The sequence below is a fragment of the Hominenteromicrobium mulieris genome (assembly GCF_046197855.1).
Taxonomy (GTDB): Bacteria; Bacillota; Clostridia; order Oscillospirales; family Acutalibacteraceae; genus Hominenteromicrobium; species Hominenteromicrobium mulieris.
Window position 1 is genome coordinate 1,432,037 of sequence record NZ_CP173188.1, and the last position, 18,174, is coordinate 1,450,210.

Here is an 18,174-nt window from a genome sequence, read left to right on the forward strand (position 1 = left end):
AATAACAATGAAAGAAGCTGAGACTATGGAAAACCAGAAGAAGCTCCTGTTTCTTGGCGGAACAGGAGCCATGTATGATGCGGTTGAACGTGCGAAACGCATGGGTATCTATACGATTGTAGTGGATTATTATCCGAATTCACCTGCAAAGCGGATTGCGGACCGCTCATATTTGGCCAGCACGACAGATATTGATCGGGTGTTGGAAATTGCAAGGGAAAATGAGATAGACGGCGTGTTTACTGGATTTTCTGATGCGAACTTGATGCCTGCATGCCTGGTGGCAGATACGCTTGGACTTCCGTTTTATGCAACGAAAGAGCAAATCAATGTAACCACCAACAAACTGCTGTTCAAAGAGACCTGCAGAAAATATGGGATCCCGGTGGTGCCGGAGTTCCATTTGGATGGTGACCTGAAACGGGAAGATCTGGAGCTGATCCAATACCCGGTGATCGTGAAGCCATCAGATGCGTGGGCTAGCAAGGGTGTTTCAATCTGTGAAAATGAGAAAGAGCTTTGCGAAGCGGTTCCGTATGCACTGAAATTTTCGCAGAATCAGCGCGTGATCGTGGAGCGGTATATGGCTGCCTATCCGGATGTGTGCATGTACTTTAATCTTCAAAATGGTGTACTGTCGTTGTCTTCCATGTGTGAGCGTGACATGAATCAGGTGCAGGAGGGGAAGGCCATGCAGCCCAATGCGTTGTTTTACCCCTGTCGGTTTATTCCGCTCTACTATGAACAGCTGGAGGAGAAACTGAAAAATATGACAGCAGGTCTCGGCATGAAGGACGGCACGATGTTTATGCAGTGCTTTGTGGTGGATGGCGTGCTGTTGCCTTTTGAAATGGGCTATCGTCTGTGCGGCGCACAGGAATATATTCTCTGCGCAGCTGAGAATGAGATTGACAGCTGTCAGATGATGCTGAATTATGCACTGTTCGGTGCATGCACAGGCTGGAATGCGGCAGAGAAGAATAAGCCGATGTTTGACCACAGTGATGTAATTCTGCTGACACTGATGAAGCCGGGAAAAATCACCCGGATTGATGGATTGGAAGCGCTCCGTGCAATGCCGGAAATCCTCAATATCATTCAGTTCTACTATGAAGGCGATGAGATCGGAAAAGGGTCAATGGGAACGCTGAACCAGACATTTGCAAGAATCTTCATTCAGGGGAAAGATGCAGATCGTCTGCTGGCGTTGATTGATCATGTGCAGAAAACTCTGAAAGTGCTTGATGAAAATGGCGAGCAGATGCTGATCTCGGGCTATGACTGTAAAAAGGCACATGTGCTGAAGCAGTTTGACTGATACGGGTCGGAGGGAAGAAAAGATATGGAAAAAAAGAACGAGTTTACAAATGAAGAGCTGGCACAGGCGGTCAGGTGGGATATTATTGAAATGATCTATCGGGCAGGAATGGGCCATCCGGGTTCATCGCTGTCTTGTGTGGAAATTCTTGTGGCACTCTATTTGGGCGGTGTAATGAATGTGGATCCGCAGAATCCCGACTGGCCGGAGAGAGATAGATTTGTGCTTTCAAAAGGCCATGCCTCGCCGGCATTGTATTCGGTGCTGGCACGCCGCGGATTCTTCCCCCGTGAAACGCTGTCGACATTCCGTAAAACCGGCTCTATGCTGACGGCATATCCGGATATGTCTACGCCGGGCGTAGATATGGAGTCCGGTTCTCTAGGTAATGGTATTTCCACTGCTGTTGGAATGGCGATTTCTGCAAAATTAAGAGGTTGTTCTTATAAAACTTATTGCGTTCTTGGCGATGGAGAGTTACAGGAGGGTATTGTTTGGGAGGCTGCAATGTGTGCAGCACACCATAAACTGGATAACTTGATTGCTTTTGTAGACCGGAACCGACTTCAAATCACCGGAACAGTAGCAGATGTTATGGATATTTCTCCCTTGGAGGAAAAGTGGCATGGGTTTGGGTGGAACGTCATTACCATTAATGGGCACAACTTTGATGAGATCTATGCGGCTATTGAACTAGCACAGCGCCATCAAGGCTCTCCGACGGTCATTATTGCAAACACCGTAAAGGGAAAAGGCGTTTCCTATATGGAAAATGTGCTGAAATGGCATCGGAGTGTTATTTCCGATGAGCAGTATCAGCAGGCGATTACTGAAATTCATGCAAGGGAGGAATTGATATGAGCCAGCTCCCAATCAGAATTATTTTTGGCAAGGAGATCATTCGGCTTGCCGAGGAATATGGTTATTATGCAGTGTGTGCAGATACCAAGTGCTGCTCATTTGAGGATTTTGGAGATATTTATCCGGAACGTCAGATTTCAATTGGAATCGCTGAACAAAATTTGATTGGAGTAGCCAGCGGCTTGGCCAGCTGCGGACATAAGGTTGTGCTGGCAACGTACAGCGTATTTGCAACGATGCGTGCCTGTGAACAGCTCAGAACGTATATTTGCCATCCCAAACAGGATGTTATAGTCATGGGGACTCATGCAGGGCTGCAGACTGGCTCGGAAGGCGTCAGCCATACAGCCATTGAGGACATTGCGATTCTTCGTGCCCTGCCGAATATGACCATTATTCAGCCGTCAGATGCTGTTTCTGCCAGAGTGTTGGCAAGAAAGGCACTGGAGTTCCATGGCCCGCTGTATGTCCGGCTTCCTTTTGACGCTGTAGAGGATATCAATGACGAAGCAACCTATCATGTTGAGATCGGCAAGGCAAATTGGGTAAAGCGTCGGGGAAAAGATGTTACCCTGATTGCCACGGGAATTATGCTGGACCGCACTGTAAAGGCCGCGAAAGCACTGGAAGCCCGGGGAGTCAATGCGCAGATTATGGAGATTCATACGCTCAAGCCCATTGACCGCGAGGCAGTTATTACAGCGGCCGGAGAGACCGGCGCAATTGTGACGGTCGAAGATCACTCTGTCATTGGCGGGCTTGGCGGAGCTGTAGCAGAGGTGCTGGCTACGAATTTGCCGGTTTCTATGCGTATGATTGGTATTCAGGATTGCTTTGCAAGATCCGGAGACGCAGAGGCACTGTATGAGGCAAATCATATGACGGCTGCTGACATAGTAGCGGCAGCAGAAGAACTTGTGGAGCGGAAGAAAATCAGATGAAGCAGTTAGGAATCATTGGGCTGGGGGCTATGGGAGCGCCCATGGCAGGCAAACTACAAGAATGTGGATTTCAACTTTTTACGACAGTGCGTAGTGCGTATAGTCGCCAGAAGGCAGAACGCATGGGAATCCAGGTCTTGGAGACTGCCGGAGAAATTGCGGAGCGAACGGACCGCATTTTGCTGATGGTTTCAAATTATGAGCAGTGCCGCGGTTGCCTGCAGGGGACTGATGGGGTGTTGGCTGCAATGAAAAAGGGAATAATCATTGTTTCCAGTACCATTGCGCCGGAACAAATGCGCCTGCTCAGTGAAATGTGTCCAGAGGGAATTGCACTTTTAGACGCACCGGTAAGCGGTGGCGTAACCGGTGCCGAACAGGGAAAACTTGTAACGATGGCAGCGGGTGACAGTCAGGTATTTGAGGTATGCAGGGATATATTTCAGGCCTATTCCAAGAAGATCGTTTATGTGGGCGCTAAGCTGGGACAAGGCCAGATGCTCAAGGCAGTCAATCAAATGCTGGTTGGAATCCATATTGCAGCAGCAGCGGAGGCAGTGTCTTTCAGCGAGTCTATGGGGATCGATCCGCAGGTATTGCAGGATACAATCTCTGAATGTGCAGGTAATTCTAATATGTTCCAGAGTAGAGTGCCCAAGCTGATGAAGCATGATTTTTCGTCTCGTGCGGCGCTTGAAACGATGGAAAAGGATTCAAAAATTTGTATTGATTTGGCGGAGAAGGCAGGGGTTCCGTGCTATTTGACGGAACTCTGTCATGACTTGTATAGGAAAACGCCTCGTTCCGAGACTGTACAAGAGGATGCTTGCGCGGTAATTAGAGTGTATCAGCAGGCAAACGGAAAGGACTCGAATCTGACTTGAAAAAATGGAACGCAAGCAATAACGTAGAAATAAGTGGGGAGCTGCTGCAAATCAGAGGTGAAAATCGGCATGGATGACAAGGAAAAAGCTGGAATTGGTCAAATCGGTTTTATGCAGGGCACTGTGATTGTATACTCCTTTAGCGGAGTGTTTCAGAAATTGGCGTCCCGATACCCGATGATTTCAATTCAGTTTCTGCTGTTTTATGGATGCTCTATCGGAATTTTATTTGTATATGCAGTTTTATGGCAGATGATTTTGCGCAAGGTCCCGCTGACAACGGCGTATAGCAATCGTGCTGTGTCCATGATTTGGAGTATGGTATGGAGTGTACTGCTGTTTCAAGAGAGTACCAGTTGGAATCAGATCCTCGGTGCGATAGTGATCTGCTACGGGATATATAAGGTTATGGCATCGGGGGATAAGTAACGTGTGGTTGTATTTCCTAATTGCGATCAGCTCTGTTCTGATTGCGGATATTTCACAGATTATTCTGAAAAAAGCAGCAATGAAGCCATATGATGCTTGGTATAAAGCGTACTTAAATTTTTCTGTTATCTTTGCATACTTCCTTTTTGTGGTATCAACAGTCTGCTCGGTGATTGCGCTGCGTAAACTTCCGCTTTCACTCTCGCCCATGTGGCAGTCTTTGGGACAGATTTTTGTAGTGATACTTAGCTATTTCTTTCTGCATGAGAAAATTACGAAAGGAAAACTAAAGGGAATCGCAATTATTGTATTGGGAATCGTGATTTTCTCACTTCCCCTTGGATAAATAAAGGTTATATTTTAACACCAAAGAGTAAAACGGAGGATGCAAACAGTGAAAGGAATTATTTTAGCCGGCGGCGCCGGCACGAGACTTTACCCGCTGACCATGGTAACATCCAAGCAGTTGCTGCCCGTATACGATAAGCCGATGATCTACTATCCCCTGTCTACCCTGATGCTGGCGGGGATCCGGGACATTCTGATCATCTCTACGCCGGAGGACACCCCACGCTTCCACGATCTGCTGGAAGACGGCAGTCAGTTTGGCATCACTCTTTCTTATGCTGTGCAAGAAGCGCCGGAAGGGCTTGCGCAGGCGTTACTCATCGGTAAAGAATTCATCGGTGACGAACCGTGTGCAATGATCCTCGGCGATAATATTTTCTACGGAAACGGTTTCTCCCGCATTCTCCAGAACGCAAGCAGCAGAGCCGAAAACGGCATATCCACGATCTTTGGCTATTATGTAACGGATCCAGAACGCTTCGGTATCGTGGAATTTGATGATGCAGGCAAGGTGATCTCTGTGGAAGAGAAGCCAAAGCATCCAAAGAGCAACTATGCCATCACCGGCCTGTACTTCTATCCCAAGGGTGTGTCGGATCTGGCCAAGAGGGTGGAGAAGTCGGATCGCGGCGAGCTGGAAATTACCACGCTCAACGAAATGTACTTAAATCAGGGTAATCTGGATGTGGAGCTGTTTGGACGTGGCTTTGCGTGGCTGGATACTGGTACAATGGATAGTCTTGTAGATGCAGCAGATTTTGTGCGTATGGTCGAAAAACGTCAGGGCGTAAAGATCTCCGCACCGGAGGAGATTGCTTACCGCTTCGGCTGGATCGATAAAGAAGAACTGCTGCGTTCTGCGGAAAAGTACGGTAAATCCCCGTATGGCACGCACTTGAAAATAGTTGCAGAAGGTACGATCAGAAGTTCCGTTCGCAGTACGAAGACCCAGGAGTAAGTTCCACAGCACAAGGAGTTAGATTATGACGATCATCGTTACCGGCGGCGCCGGATTTATTGGTTCCAATTTTATTTTTCACATACTGAAAGAATACCCGGATTACCGCATTGTCTGCCTCGATAAGTTGACCTACGCAGGCAACCTGTCTACGCTGGCGCCTGTCATGGATAACCCAAATTTCCGCTTTGTGAAGGCCGATATCTGCGACCGCGAAGCTGTAAATAAACTGTTTGAAGAAGAGCATCCGGACATTGTGGTTAACTTTGCGGCAGAATCTCATGTTGACCGTTCTATCGAAGATCCGGGCATCTTCCTCCAGACGAATATTATGGGTACCGCAACGCTGATGGACGCTTGCCGCAAGTACGGCATCCAGCGTTATCATCAGGTCTCTACCGACGAGGTTTACGGCGACCTGCCGTTGGACCGTCCCGACTTGTTCTTCACCGAGGAGACACCGATCCACACCAGCTCTCCGTACAGCAGCTCCAAAGCTGCCGCTGACCTGCTGGTTCTGGCTTACCACCGTACCTACGGCCTGCCTGTGACCATTTCCCGCTGCTCCAACAACTACGGTCCTTATCATTTCCCGGAGAAGCTGATTCCGCTGATGATCGCGAATGCTCTGGCAGACAAGCCCCTTCCTGTTTACGGCGAGGGTCTGAACGTCCGTGACTGGCTGTATGTGGAAGACCATTGCAAGGCCATTGATTTGATTATCCATAAGGGTCGTGTGGGCGAAGTTTACAATGTCGGCGGTCATAATGAAAAGCAGAACATCGAGATCGTAAAAATCATCTGCAAGGAGCTGGGCAAGCCGGAGAGTCTGATTACCCATGTTGGTGACCGTAAGGGTCATGATATGCGTTATGCCATCGATCCGACCAAGATTCATAACGAGTTGGGCTGGCTGCCGGAGACCAAGTTTGAGGACGGCATTAAAAAGACCATCCAGTGGTATCTCGATAATCGTGAGTGGTGGGAGACCATCATCAGCGGTGAGTATCAGAATTACTACGAAAAAATGTACGGTAATCGCTGATGACAAACGATGTACAGCAGATTCGAAGCGCTCCGGCGATCGATTTGCAGGAGCACTTTGGCAAAAAGAAATTGTTTTTCGTCTTAGCAGCAGCGCAGGCGGTTCTGCTGTTGTGCATTCTTCTTTTTTGCAGTATAAAATATGAGGTTTCGGATGATTTCATCATGGAAATGGTGGTTTCCGGTGCGTATACCGGCCACCCAGATGCCCACATGATGTTCTCCAACATTTTCATTGGCTGGCTTTTTGTGCCGCTGTATAGTCTTTTCCCGGCAATAAGCTGGTATTTTTGGCTGCAAATGCTTCTTTGCTTTTTGTCTTTTCTTGCGCTCACTTATGTACTTGTGCAGAAACTTCGTCTTGGCACAGCGGTTCTGACTGTTGTCTGGATTACAGCCTTTGCCGCACGTGATCTGTATATCTTGCCACAGTTTACAAAAACAGCGATTGTGGCATCTATGTGTGGATGTCTGTTGTTTGTTTGGGCGCTGTTTGAACAAAATAGGAGGAAATGCTGTGTATTAGGAGCTTTGTTGGCTATAACGGGATGTTTGGTTCGTAGAGACGCTTTCTTTATGGCGATAGCGTTTTCTAGTGTACTTGTTGTTTATCATATAGTGATTTGTTTTAAGCAAAAACAGATGAAGTTATATGAGTTTTTTCTTAAAATTGCTGTACCAGGGATAGTTTTTATAGTTACTATCTTTTTGTTTAATATTGTAAATGCACTTACATATACAGCCAATCCAGATTATACAGAATACTATACATTTACGAAAATCCGCTCCCAGATATTAGATTACACCTGGTGTGATTATGAAAATCTGCGCGACGAACTTACAGCAATCGGCGTATCGGAAAACGATTATCAAATGATTCTGCATTGGGATTTTGCAGATCAAGCGGTGTTTAGTACAGAGAAGATGCAGCAAGTATTGGATATTATCAATGCACATCGTGTGAATCTGCATCCGAGTATTCGCGAAGCGCTCAGCATGATTCGGTTGCGCCAACTCTATTATCCGATGACGCTTTGCTGTGTGCTGCTCGGATTATTCTGCGCCATTACAAATCCCAAAAAATTTTGGGTACCGGCGGTGTTGGCACTGATGGTGCTTGGATTTCTGGTCTATTTTTACAGACTTGGACGGTGGGTCTATCGCGTAGAATTTGGTTTTCTGTTCTGCGCCGCCGTATTGATCGCGTATTTCTGTGAGCCGTTTTTTAAGCGCAGCAAGGCGACGGAAGCTCTGTTGTGTGCCGCCGCGCTCCTGGTAGGCGGATGGCAGGGGATAAACTATCTGCCGGACAATACTGCACCTATAGAAGACGCTGTAGCATATCGCATGTATGTAGACGGTACATTTTATTATTCGGCAAGCTATTCTCCGGAAAAATACACGAAAACTGTAATTCCCGGCAAACTGCGCCCCGAATTCTTAGCACAAGTGAACGAAACGCCGGAAGATTTATATGTTTTAGATTTTGGCACGGCGATTCAGACGCTGTACTATGATTTTAGTGTGTTTAAAAGCAGCCGAGCCTGCTTTCCGAAAAATGTATTGTTTTTGAGTGGTGTGACGCAAAGCCACCCAAGTGTGCAGGACTACATTGAGTCCCTCGGCTTTGAAAATACGCTTGCAGCTCTGCCAAGCAAAAACGTCTATTACGTCAGCAATACGTCGTCTGAAACGCGTATTTTAACATTTTTTCATGAGCATGGCCATTCCGATATGCAGGTGACCGCCTGCGGCACTTTTGATGATTATACGCTCTGGAAGTATACGGAAACCGTTAACTGAAAATGAGGGGGCTAAAACTTGTTTACAAAAGCGGAAACGGCTCGGGTAAAAGGGATCGGTATACTTTTACTCCTGTTTCATCACTTGTTTTATAATGTGGATTTTGTTGAAAAGACAAAAATGGAGTTTCTTTTCTTGTCGGAAGATAGGATCCAACCAGTTGCCGTCATGGCGCGTGTATGCGTTTGGCTGTTCGTGTTTTTATCCGCGTACGGTTTATCTCTGCAATACCAAAAACGCGGGGGTGCAAATTCTGAAAGTACTTTACAATTTCTGATCCGACGTTGGTTTTCCTTGATGAAAGCTTTTTGGCCGGTCTATGTATTTGTATTTTTCGGGTATTGGATCGTTAGAGGCAATCCGATGCGTGTTTATGAAAACAGCGTGATTCGAATGATTGCGGATGTGTTTGCTGTTTCGGATTTTTTCCAAACCGGATTGCTCAGCGGCGTATGGTGGTATATGTGTCTGGCACAGATCATCGTGCTTCTGATCCCGCTGATAGACAGCCTGTGTGAACGGCTCGGAATGGCAGTGGTTCCGATTGGCTTTTTACTGCCTCAATTCATTCCCGATTCGATCCACTCCAAATATGGCGGCAGCTATTTGAATTATTTCTTAGTCATTCTTCTGGCAGCTGCATGTGCCAAGGGAGACGTGCTGAATAACTGATGTCTCGAAAAATGAAACACGGTAAATGGTCGGAAGTCGTGTTTGCGACGGTATTGTTCTTGGGCGCCGCGGGACTTTTGGTTTTGCGCTTTAGTATCTCGCAGAACGATCTGTGGCAAATCTGCGGTTTGCTCAGTGCGCTGGCTGCGTTTCTGATCATTGTTCTGGTTGGACGGTATTTTAAGGCGCACGTTATTTCTGCTCCTCTTGAGTTTTTAGGAAAACACTCAGGAAATATGTTTATGGTCCATGCTTTCTTTTACGGACCGTGTTCCGCTTTGGTTTTTTGGTCACATAATGCAATTTTGAGCTATTTTACGCTTTTGGTCATGAGTTTGGCCTTCTCCATCTCGATCGAAGCGATCAAAAAATGGTCAAAGTATAATAAACGGATGACAACGGTCACCAATTGGGTAACAAGTAAATTACATGCTTGATTTCTCAAAATAAAAATCCCCGAGTTCGCCTCGCAGTGCTCTGCAAATTGAACTCGGGGGTTCTTCTATCGCGTTTTATTTACTTCCCCAAAAATTCTCTCAACGCCGCATAGTCCACATTCTCCGGCTTCACTTGGTCGAAGAACGCAAGCAGCTTTTCGGCCAGCACGCGTTCGCCGCCGCTTTTTTACTTACTTCAAAACGACCTTATGGAAGACCTTTTTGCCTTTTTTGATGATGACATGGCCTTTTTCAAAATCGGCTGCGGTGCAGGTCTTGGCGATATCGGTGACCTTTACGTCGTCGACGGAAACACCGCCCTGCTGCACGAGGCGGCGGCCCTCACCCTTAGATGCAATGAGGCCGGCTTTCTGCATGAGGTCGAGAATGTTGATTGCGCCGTCGGTGAGGTCGGCTGCGGTGATCTCGGTGGTCGGCATGTTCTCGGAGTTTGCGCCGCTGCCGAACAGTGCACGTGCGGCTTCCTGTGCCTTCCGGGCTTCCTCAGCGCCATGTACCATCTGTGTAAGCTCGAACGCGAGGATCTCCTTTGCGCGGTTCAGCTGGCTGCCTTCCCAGCTTTCCATCTTTTCAATCTCGTCAAGCGGCAGGAACGTCAGCATCTTGATGCACTTCAAAACGTCGCTGTCGTCTACGTTTCTCCAGTACTGGTAGAAATCGAACGGGGAAGTTTTGTTCGGGTCAAGCCACACGGCGTTGCCGGCGGTTTTGCCCATCTTCTTGCCCTGAGAATCGGTGAGCAGGGTGATGGTCATGGCTGCGGCGTCCTTGCCGAGCTTTCTGCGGATGAGCTCCGTGCCGCCGAGCATGTTGCTCCACTGGTCGTCGCCGCCGAACTGTAAATTGCAGCCGTACTTCTGGAACAAGGCGTAGAAGTCGTAGCTTTGCATGATCATGTAGTTGAACTCAAGGAAGGAGAGACCCTTTTCCATGCGCTGCTTATAGCACTCGGCGCGCAGCATGTTGTTGACAGAGAAGCATGCGCCCACTTCACGCAAGAGCTCGACGTAATTGAGCTTTAAGAGCCAATCGGCATTGTTGACCATGAGAGCCTTGCCGTCGGAGAAATCGATGAAGTTTTCCATCTGGCGCTTGAAGCAGGCGGCGTTGTGCTCGATGTCTTCCATCGTGAGCATCTTGCGCATGTCGGTGCGGCCGCTCGGGTCGCCGATCATCGTGGTGCCGCCGCCGATGAGGGCAATTGGCTTGTTGCCCGCCATCTGCAGGCGCTTCATTAAGGTCAGCGCCATGAAGTGACCAGCTGTAAGGCTGTCTGCGGTGCAGTCAAAGCCGATGTAGAACGTGGCTTCGCCGTTGTTGATAAGGTTGCGGATGCGCTCTTCGTCCGTGACCTGTGCAATGAGGCCGCGGGCCTGCAATTCTTCGTAAATACCCATGTTGTTTCGTTCCTTTCGATTTTCAGGTTTTGGGCTTTTGGGGCAATAAAAAAGCCCCCTTGATCTTCAAGGAGGGGAATTTTGAATATAAAAAAACACCCTCACTTGATCTATGAGGGCGAACACGTTTCGTTTTGTGGTTCGCGGTACCACCTCAGTTTATTTCAGGCTCACACCTGAAACCTCAACGGGTACAAACATACCCTTGCGCTGTAACGTGCGCACACGGACTTTTTTACTGGGAACCCGTTCAAAAAGACAGCTCCGGAATGTATTTCGGCGTTTTTTCGCACCTGCTTACACCACCCGCAGGCTCTCTGTGCCGATGAAAACGCGTACTTCTTTCTTTCACAGCCATTGTGCTTATTATAGTCGGCGCTTTTCGGTTTGTCAAGCACCGTTTTTGATTTTTTCTACGGCGGCTAAAAGCTGCGCCTTTTTTTCTTCGCTCGTCACCCAGCGCAGGAGCATTTTGGTCGTGAGGTTTTCGGGGAGATCAAGTGCTTTCAAAACGCCTTGGCGCAGTGTGGCGCTGTTTACGCCGCCGGTGAGACCGAGAGGCATGAGGTCTGCCGGGGTTAAGGGCTGAAAATCGGTTGTGCTGCCCTCAACGGAAGCGCCGGCTTCTTTTAAAATTTCCAGTAAAATTTCCGAGGAAATGCCCTCCACGCCGAGCTTGCCTTCTTTGGAAGGCGCCGCTTTGCGCTTTTCTTTGCCGTAAATATCCGGGATATACGCGTGGCGAATTTGATTTGACGGCACGAAAGACGTGATATACGCGCGGATCTGCCGGCCGGCGTTGTCACTGTCCGTCAAAATGACGATGCCGCGCTCTTTGGCGAGCTTGCGGATGAAATCGCGCTTTTCAGCATCCTTGTAGATGCCAAAGCCGTTCGTTGTGACGATGATAGCGTCGGTCAGCGCGGAAAGCTTGCTTTTGTCATACCGGCCCTCGACGATGAGGGCTTCGTTCATGTGGATCATAAGAGCTCCTTTAGGCCACGCTGCCGCGGTGCGCGACGTACAAAAGCTGGGCGAAAAGCTTTTCGAGTGCGATTCTGTCCATGTTTTCACCGCCCGAAAGCTTGATGGAAAGATCGCAGTTGAGTAAAAGCGAAAGGCATTCTCGCAGCATTTCGATAGAAAGGTCGCGCACGTCGCGCTCGGCATATTTTAATCTAAAATCGCGGCCGCGGTAATCGCCGTATTCCGTCGGCGCCATGGACGTTTTGCCCGCTTCGATCGCGGCGCGCACGCGGTACATGTCGATGTAAGCGCTGCTTAAAACGGCCAGAATCGTGTACGGTTCTTCGCGCTGGGCCATCAGTAGATCAAGCAGCGCATACGCTTTGCTGTAATCGCCGCGCACGAGGGCATTGCTCAAGAGAAACACGGTTGTTTCCATGTTTTTCGTGACCGTTTTTTCCACCTGCTCGGCGGTGATCTCGCCGCCGCCCGCAAAGGCGCAGAGCTTTGTCACTTCGTTTGTGAGGGCGTTTAAGTCGTTGCCGACGTACTGCACGATGCGCTCGGCAAGCTTGCGGGAGAGCAGGCAGTTTGCCTTTTCGGCCTCGCGGCAGACGTATTTTTCAAGCTCGTTGTCTTTCAGGCGCAGCGAGGGCAGGGAAAAGCCGCGCGTGTCGAGCTTCTTTAAAAACGTGCGCCACTTTGCGCTCTTTTTCGGATCAATCTCGAGCGTGGGCAGATAAAGAATAAGCACGGTCGTTTCGGGAATAGTATCGAGCAATTCGTAGAGCTTATCGAGCTCCGCGGTGTTCATGGCTTCCACGTTGAGGTCGGAGACCGTGACACACTTGCGCTCTGCCATAAACGGCATGGCGACAACGGCGTCCGCAATGCTGTCTACGGGCGCGTCGTGCGGGAATTCCTGAAAGTTGAATTCCGGGAAGTTGCCGTCCAGTTTTTTTAACAGGCGATTTAAATTTCGGCGCACGAGCAGCTTTTCGTCGCCGTACAAAAAGTAAAGGCTGCCGATTTGCTCTTTTGCAATCTGCTCCTTGAGTTTGGTTTCCGTAATCTCGGGCATAGTGTTTTCCTTTCGTTGCGGCTTAGCCGCCGTATACCGTGTACGTGCCGCGCTCGTCAAAATCGAGCCGGATGCTTTCGTGCTCCGTCATAAAGAGGTATGCGCCGGGCGAAAGCGAAGCTTCGGTATCCTCTATTATACCATTTGTTTTTAAAATCGTAAACGGGGCAGAGACTGCATTTTGCGGTTTTTCTGTCACCAAAATATCTGTGTCGTGGGAAAGCGACGTGCTGCGTTTCGTTTCAAGGTAAATTTCCGTGCCGTTTACGGTGACCGTGACGGTCTCGCCGCTGTCCGTGACCGTGAAGCTGCCGGAGGGAAGCACGCCGACATAACTGAAATCGTAAAACGCAGCGTTTTCCGCAGGGTAATATACGGTGTCCGGCACGAGAATCTGCTTGACCTCGAAAAGCTGTGCAAGCTTTTCGGCGCAGCGGATGCTTTTTTCATCAGGCTGCACGAGTAAAAGGGTGATCTGTTCCGCACCGTTCGCGCGCAGGGCGGTCTCAACGGAAGCGGCATTTCCGCTGCACCCGAGCACCTCGGCGGAGGTGTTTGTGATAATCGCCGTGCAGGCGGCGTAATCGGTGCGGAAAACGACAAGGCGTGCGGCGCTTTGGCTCAAAAGCGCGTTTGCACTCATGCCGCAAAGCAGGATACACACCGTTAAAACGCATGGCAGCGCTTTATTTTTGCGGCGGTAGAGAAGCACGGAAAGCGTGAAGAAAAGGACGCAGATTACGACGGTTACGGGCAGATATTTGCCGGAGATACGCAGCGTACCGGGAATGTGCTCTGCGATAAGCGTGATGATGAAATTCTGCGCCTTCACGCAAATGCCGCTTAAAAACACGAACGGTGCGGCGCACGGGGAGAGAACGGGGACGGCGAGCAGCAAGGCGGCGATAAGCCCGAACCGCAGCAGCCACGCGGAAATTTCCAACACCAAAAGCGATGTGAGCACCGAAACGAATTGCACTGTGCCGTATAAATAAAGCTGCAGCGGCGCAGTGAAAAGCACCGCCGAAAATGAGACGGAAAATGCAGAAACAAGCTTTGCAAGGTGCGCTTTCCGCTGCGGCTTGCGAATATTTTTCGTGATTGCTTTTGTGATGCGGGGCGCAAGCAGGATGATGCCGAGCGTCGCCGAAAACGAGAACAACAGGGAGACATCGCCCGCGCAGAACGGGTTTAATAAGCTCATGGTCAAAACGGCGACCGCAAGGGAGTTGAGCGGTTCCGCCTGGCGACCGAGAAGAATGCCGAAAAGCAAAATGAGCTGCATAATGCCGCTGCGCACCACAGAGGCCGAAAGCCCCGAGACGAACATAAAAAGCAGCGTAAACACCGCGGAAACGAGCGCGGCCGGGCGGCGTTTCAGTCCGAGCAGACCCAGAAAACCGAGGGTGAACTGCGTTAAGATCGCCATGTGCATGCCGGATATGGCCAAAATGTGCGAAGCACCGGCCTTTTTGTAGGCGGAGATAAGCTCGGTTTCCATATCGTCCCGCAGGCCGAGCAGCATGGCGGAAAGCACAGAGCCTTCGACTTTGGGGTAGTTTTCCAAAATCAAATTGTGAAAATGCGTGCGGATTTGGTTTACATAATATGAAAACGGGCGCTTTTCGACAGGCGTGACCTGCACGGATTCGTAATCCGTGACATAGGCGGATAAGACCATGTTATCCGCAAGCCACGAGGTGCGCGGGGAGAGCCCGAGGCTGTCTTCAAACGCGAAGAACTTCGCTTCGCACGTGACCGTGTCGCCAATCTCTGCCGGGAAAGCCTCGCTGTGGGAGAGGCGTACCGAAAAATCGACATCCTGTACAGGCTCGTCGATGTGCGTCACATGCAGCTTGTAATAGAACCGCCCGTTGCTTTTCGTGAGGAAAGACTCTACGTTTCCGGTGACGGTATATGTGCCGCCGTCATAGCGCTCTGTGGGCAGCACGAATAGATTCATTGCAACTGCAAACACCGCGAATGCGGCTGCGGTGGCGATGAGGGAAAGCACGAAATTCGGCCGTTGTCGATGCTGCTTAAACAGCAAAAGCAGAAAAACGGCGGCGAACAGCAAAACCGCCGAAACGGCGGCAAACGGCGCGCCGAAGAAAGAGGCGACAAACAGCGCCGCGAAAAAGGGGAAGCCGATGTGCACGGCCGGGCGGTCGATGTCGGGGTTCTCCATAAAAGCTCCTTACAGCAAAATTCTTACGATATCTTCGTAGCTTGCGGCTTCAAAGTTGGGCGGTATGGGAAGGGTGTTTGCTTTGCGATTAGGGTTATACCATAAGCTGTCTAAACCGGCGTTCTGCGCGCCTTTGATGTCTGCCGAAAGCGAATCGCCGATGACGAGACAGTTTTCGGTGCTCGCGCCCGGTATGTGCGCAAGGACATAATCAATATATTTTTTATCCGGCTTTGCCGCGCCAATCTTATCGGAAATAAAGCAGCCCTTCATAAAGGCCGTGACGCCGGAATTCTTGAGGCGTCCGGGCTGCGAGATCGGATTTCCGTTTGTGGTGATGTAGAGGTCGTAACGCTCTGAAAGCGCACGCAGCATATCTAAAGCGCCCGGCAGCGGCGTGCCGGTTTTCGCTATGCCGGAGACATATAGGTCTTGCAAAAAATCGATGCTGACCGGTGTGAGCCCCGCGACCTCGAAGAAATCGACGAAACGGTTGCGGTACAGCTCCGCTTTGGTGCAGAGCTTTTGCTCAAAACGCCGCCACCAGCTTTCGTTGCAGTCGTTATAAAGGCGCAGAATCTCTGCGCTGTATGGCTTTTGCTTTGCAAGCCCCGATTGCTCGTACATATATTGAAATGCGAGCGGCATGTCCTTTTCAAAATCGATGAGCGTCTGATCGGCATCAAACAGCAGATTTCTATATTTTGTGTTCATTAAAGTCTCCCTCAAAGCAAAAAAATCCGATAGAAAAGGACGATGTGCAGTACGATGAAAACGGGCATGGAGATCACAAATTTCAGGTGCTTTGTTTTGTGGCGGATACACAGCATGGCGATAAATTCGCCGAGTGCGCCGCCTGCCGCACCGAGCAAAAGGAGCGTGCGCTCCGGGACACGCCACTGCTTTTTCTGTGCGCGGCGCTTATCGGTAACGGTCAGGACTGCGGCTGTGATATTGATGATACAATAATAGGTCAGCAGTGTGAACTGCACGGGTTCCAGTTTAAAATCCATCATATTTTCCTCGCTTGTCTCATACTTATGATTATCTTACCGCAAATCCGTTTGGCGGTCAAGGGAACGCAGAGAGAAAGGAAAAAGCGTATGATCGTAATTAAAAAGTATCATTATGTCATCGCGGTTTTAATTTTGGTTGCGGCCGTATTTCTGGCGATGAAAAGCGCGGCGGGACGGGAGAAAAACGCAGAGCCGCGTGCGGCGGAAAACTCCGTTGAAGTCGTATTCTCAAGCACTGCGCCGGAGCATGAGGATAGCAACGCCGCAGAAACGACCGCAAAAGCAGAAGAACCGCTTGTCGGCGTGTGGATTCCGTATATGGCGCTCGATGTGACGGAGAAGACCGAAGAAACGTTCAAGGAGAATTTTGATGCCAAGCTTGCGGCTGCGAAAAGCGTCGGCGCAAATGCGGTGTTTGTGCATGTACGGCCGTTTGCGGACAGCCTGTATCCCTCGGAGTACGAGTCGTGGTCGCACCTTTTGACCGATATGCAGGGGAAAGACCCCGGCTATGACCCAATGGAATACATGGTAAACGCCGCGCACGAGCAGAATATACAGTTTCACGCGTGGATCAACCCGCTGCGCATTGCGAGCACGACAATTCCGCCGGAGCTTGACGAAAATGGATTTTATATGCAAAATTATGTAAATCACCCGGAATATTTTATGGCGTACAACAGCGGCATTTATTATAACCCCGCAAGCGCGTATATCCGCAACCGCATTGCGGACGGCGCAGCGGAGATCGCCGAAAAATACGACGTGGACGGCATTCATTTTGACGACTATTTTTACCCCACGGACGACGAAAGCATCGACGCCGAGCAGTACACGGCGTATGTAAAAGAAACGGAAGAGCCGCTCACGCTGCACGAGTGGCGCACCGCGAATGTGAACGCGCTCATCGCCGCCGTGTACAGCCGTGTGAAGGAAGCGAATGAAAATGTGCAGTTCGGCATTTCGCCGCAGGGCAATTTAGAAAACAACGAGATGATCAATGCTGACGTGTACACGTGGTGTGCGCAGGCGGGGTATATCGATTACGTTTGCCCGCAGCTTTATTACAGCTTTGAAAATGAAGCGCTGCCGTTTGAAACGGCGCTCCAAAATTGGTGCGCATTAAAGCGCCTGCCAAGCATCAAACTGTATATCGGGCTTGCGGTGTATAAGGCGGGCACGGATGCGGACAACGGCACATGGCTCAACACGACCGACATGCTCGCAAAGCAGATCGACCGCGCAAAGGAAGCGGGTGCAGACGGCGTGGTGCTGTACGCCGTAGACCACCTGACAGGCGAAAACGCCAAAGCCGAAATGGCGAACGCCGTGCCGGAGCTGGAAAGGTTTAAAGAAGCACAACAGAATTGACAAATTATATAAAATATTCCACAGATTAAGAGAAAATATTGCGCCTTGCCATCACTTTTGATATACTGAAGCTGCGGCTGATGTATGAAAAGCGGTGCAGAATGTGTCCGTCCCGCATTTTGCGCCTGTCGCACGGGGCGATATTCGAAAACGTCCGACCTGTTTGTTTTAATGCGGAACGAGGACGGCTATAAAGCCTGTGTAACCTTTATACTCGGCGGCTGCGGCGCAGTTTGACGGCGCACTCAGCTTATATGCAAAGGAATACGAAAAAGCGGGGCTCAAACCGAATGTGTTTGACAGCATAGAGGCGTTTGAAAAAATGTACCTCGGTTGAGGTGGATTTCAAAAGGAGAACGCCTCATCATTACGAAGCGGGTATATTATACTTCGGGGGAAGAATTCACGGACATCGAGATCAATTTGAATACGGTCGAGG

18 protein-coding genes and 1 other annotated feature are annotated in these 18,174 nt (G+C 49.7%); of the genes, 12 read left to right on the forward strand and 6 right to left on the reverse strand.

Annotated elements, in window-relative coordinates:
• The first annotated feature begins 25 nt into the window (after positions 1-25).
• From ACI0CA_RS06905 to ACI0CA_RS06955, 11 genes are read left to right on the forward strand one after another with little or no spacing between them, the layout of a single operon-like run.
• Positions 26-1,318: a hypothetical protein gene (locus ACI0CA_RS06905; protein ID WP_446806387.1), complete on the forward strand. Its 1,293-nt coding sequence runs from the start codon at positions 26-28 to the stop codon at positions 1,316-1,318.
• A gap of 24 nt (positions 1,319-1,342) precedes the next feature.
• A complete protein-coding gene (locus tag ACI0CA_RS06910; protein ID WP_446806386.1) occupies positions 1,343-2,179 on the forward strand; it encodes a transketolase in 837 nt (278 codons plus the stop codon).
• Complete coding sequence (locus tag ACI0CA_RS06915) at positions 2,176-3,120, forward strand: transketolase family protein (RefSeq protein WP_308448220.1); 945 nt, start codon at positions 2,176-2,178, stop codon at positions 3,118-3,120. Before ACI0CA_RS06910 ends, ACI0CA_RS06915 begins: the two co-directional genes overlap by 4 nt.
• Entirely contained in the window at positions 3,117-4,004 is an 888-nt protein-coding gene (locus ACI0CA_RS06920) for an NAD(P)-dependent oxidoreductase (RefSeq protein ID WP_308448221.1), read from the forward strand. Before ACI0CA_RS06915 ends, ACI0CA_RS06920 begins: the two co-directional genes overlap by 4 nt.
• Positions 4,005-4,061: 57 nt before the next feature.
• Entirely contained in the window at positions 4,062-4,433 is a 372-nt protein-coding gene (locus ACI0CA_RS06925; protein ID WP_446807067.1) for an EamA family transporter, read from the forward strand.
• Between the two features lies 1 nt (position 4,434).
• The gene (locus tag ACI0CA_RS06930; RefSeq protein ID WP_308448223.1) at positions 4,435-4,779 is read left to right on the forward strand and encodes an EamA family transporter; all 345 of its coding nucleotides are present in this window, start codon (positions 4,435-4,437) and stop codon (positions 4,777-4,779) included.
• Between the two features lie 48 nt (positions 4,780-4,827).
• The gene (gene rfbA / locus ACI0CA_RS06935) at positions 4,828-5,739 is read left to right on the forward strand and encodes a glucose-1-phosphate thymidylyltransferase RfbA (RefSeq protein WP_308448224.1); all 912 of its coding nucleotides are present in this window, start codon (positions 4,828-4,830) and stop codon (positions 5,737-5,739) included.
• 25 nt (positions 5,740-5,764) lie between these two features.
• On the forward strand, positions 5,765-6,784 hold the full coding sequence (gene rfbB, locus ACI0CA_RS06940; RefSeq protein WP_308448225.1) for a dTDP-glucose 4,6-dehydratase: 1,020 nt from the start codon (positions 5,765-5,767) through the stop codon (positions 6,782-6,784).
• Positions 6,784-8,586, forward strand: a complete 1,803-nt coding sequence (locus ACI0CA_RS06945) for a hypothetical protein (protein WP_308448226.1) — start codon at positions 6,784-6,786, stop codon at positions 8,584-8,586. The genes rfbB and ACI0CA_RS06945 overlap by 1 nt, the downstream gene beginning before the upstream one ends.
• 18 nt (positions 8,587-8,604) lie before the next feature.
• On the forward strand, positions 8,605-9,258 hold the full coding sequence (locus ACI0CA_RS06950; RefSeq protein WP_395506437.1) for a hypothetical protein: 654 nt from the start codon (positions 8,605-8,607) through the stop codon (positions 9,256-9,258).
• Positions 9,259-9,269: 11 nt separating this feature from the next.
• Positions 9,270-9,695, forward strand: a complete 426-nt coding sequence (locus ACI0CA_RS06955) for a hypothetical protein (RefSeq protein WP_395506436.1) — start codon at positions 9,270-9,272, stop codon at positions 9,693-9,695.
• Positions 9,696-9,886: 191 nt separating this feature from the next.
• Here ACI0CA_RS06955 and tyrS read toward each other — a convergent pair whose 3' ends face one another.
• The 6 genes from tyrS to ACI0CA_RS06985 all read right to left on the reverse strand — a co-directional run bounded on the left by tyrS (position 9,887) and on the right by ACI0CA_RS06985 (position 16,364).
• On the reverse strand, positions 9,887-11,113 hold the full coding sequence (gene tyrS / locus ACI0CA_RS06960; RefSeq protein ID WP_308448228.1) for a tyrosine--tRNA ligase: 1,227 nt from the start codon (positions 11,111-11,113) through the stop codon (positions 9,887-9,889).
• Between the two features lie 111 nt (positions 11,114-11,224).
• Positions 11,225-11,474 (reverse strand) — a binding site (T-box leader).
• A gap of 29 nt (positions 11,475-11,503) precedes the next feature.
• On the reverse strand, positions 11,504-12,097 hold the full coding sequence (locus ACI0CA_RS06965) for a toprim domain-containing protein (RefSeq protein WP_343284277.1): 594 nt from the start codon (positions 12,095-12,097) through the stop codon (positions 11,504-11,506).
• A gap of 10 nt (positions 12,098-12,107) precedes the next feature.
• Positions 12,108-13,160, reverse strand: a complete 1,053-nt coding sequence (gene holA / locus ACI0CA_RS06970; protein ID WP_343284278.1) for a DNA polymerase III subunit delta — start codon at positions 13,158-13,160, stop codon at positions 12,108-12,110.
• Between the two features lie 22 nt (positions 13,161-13,182).
• Positions 13,183-15,348 (reverse strand): ComEC/Rec2 family competence protein, encoded by a 2,166-nt coding sequence (locus ACI0CA_RS06975; protein WP_412265017.1) that lies wholly within the window; start codon positions 15,346-15,348, stop codon positions 13,183-13,185.
• A 9-nt stretch (positions 15,349-15,357) separates the two neighbouring features.
• The gene (locus tag ACI0CA_RS06980; protein ID WP_412265016.1) at positions 15,358-16,062 is read right to left on the reverse strand and encodes a YjjG family noncanonical pyrimidine nucleotidase; all 705 of its coding nucleotides are present in this window, start codon (positions 16,060-16,062) and stop codon (positions 15,358-15,360) included.
• A gap of 11 nt (positions 16,063-16,073) precedes the next feature.
• A complete protein-coding gene (locus ACI0CA_RS06985; RefSeq protein WP_316686135.1) occupies positions 16,074-16,364 on the reverse strand; it encodes a DUF1294 domain-containing protein in 291 nt (96 codons plus the stop codon).
• Positions 16,365-16,451: 87 nt separating this feature from the next.
• On the opposite strand from ACI0CA_RS06985, the gene ACI0CA_RS06990 reads away from it, so the two are divergent.
• Complete coding sequence (locus ACI0CA_RS06990) at positions 16,452-17,735, forward strand: glycoside hydrolase family 10 protein (RefSeq protein ID WP_412265015.1); 1,284 nt, start codon at positions 16,452-16,454, stop codon at positions 17,733-17,735.
• The last annotated feature ends 439 nt before the right edge of the window (positions 17,736-18,174 follow it).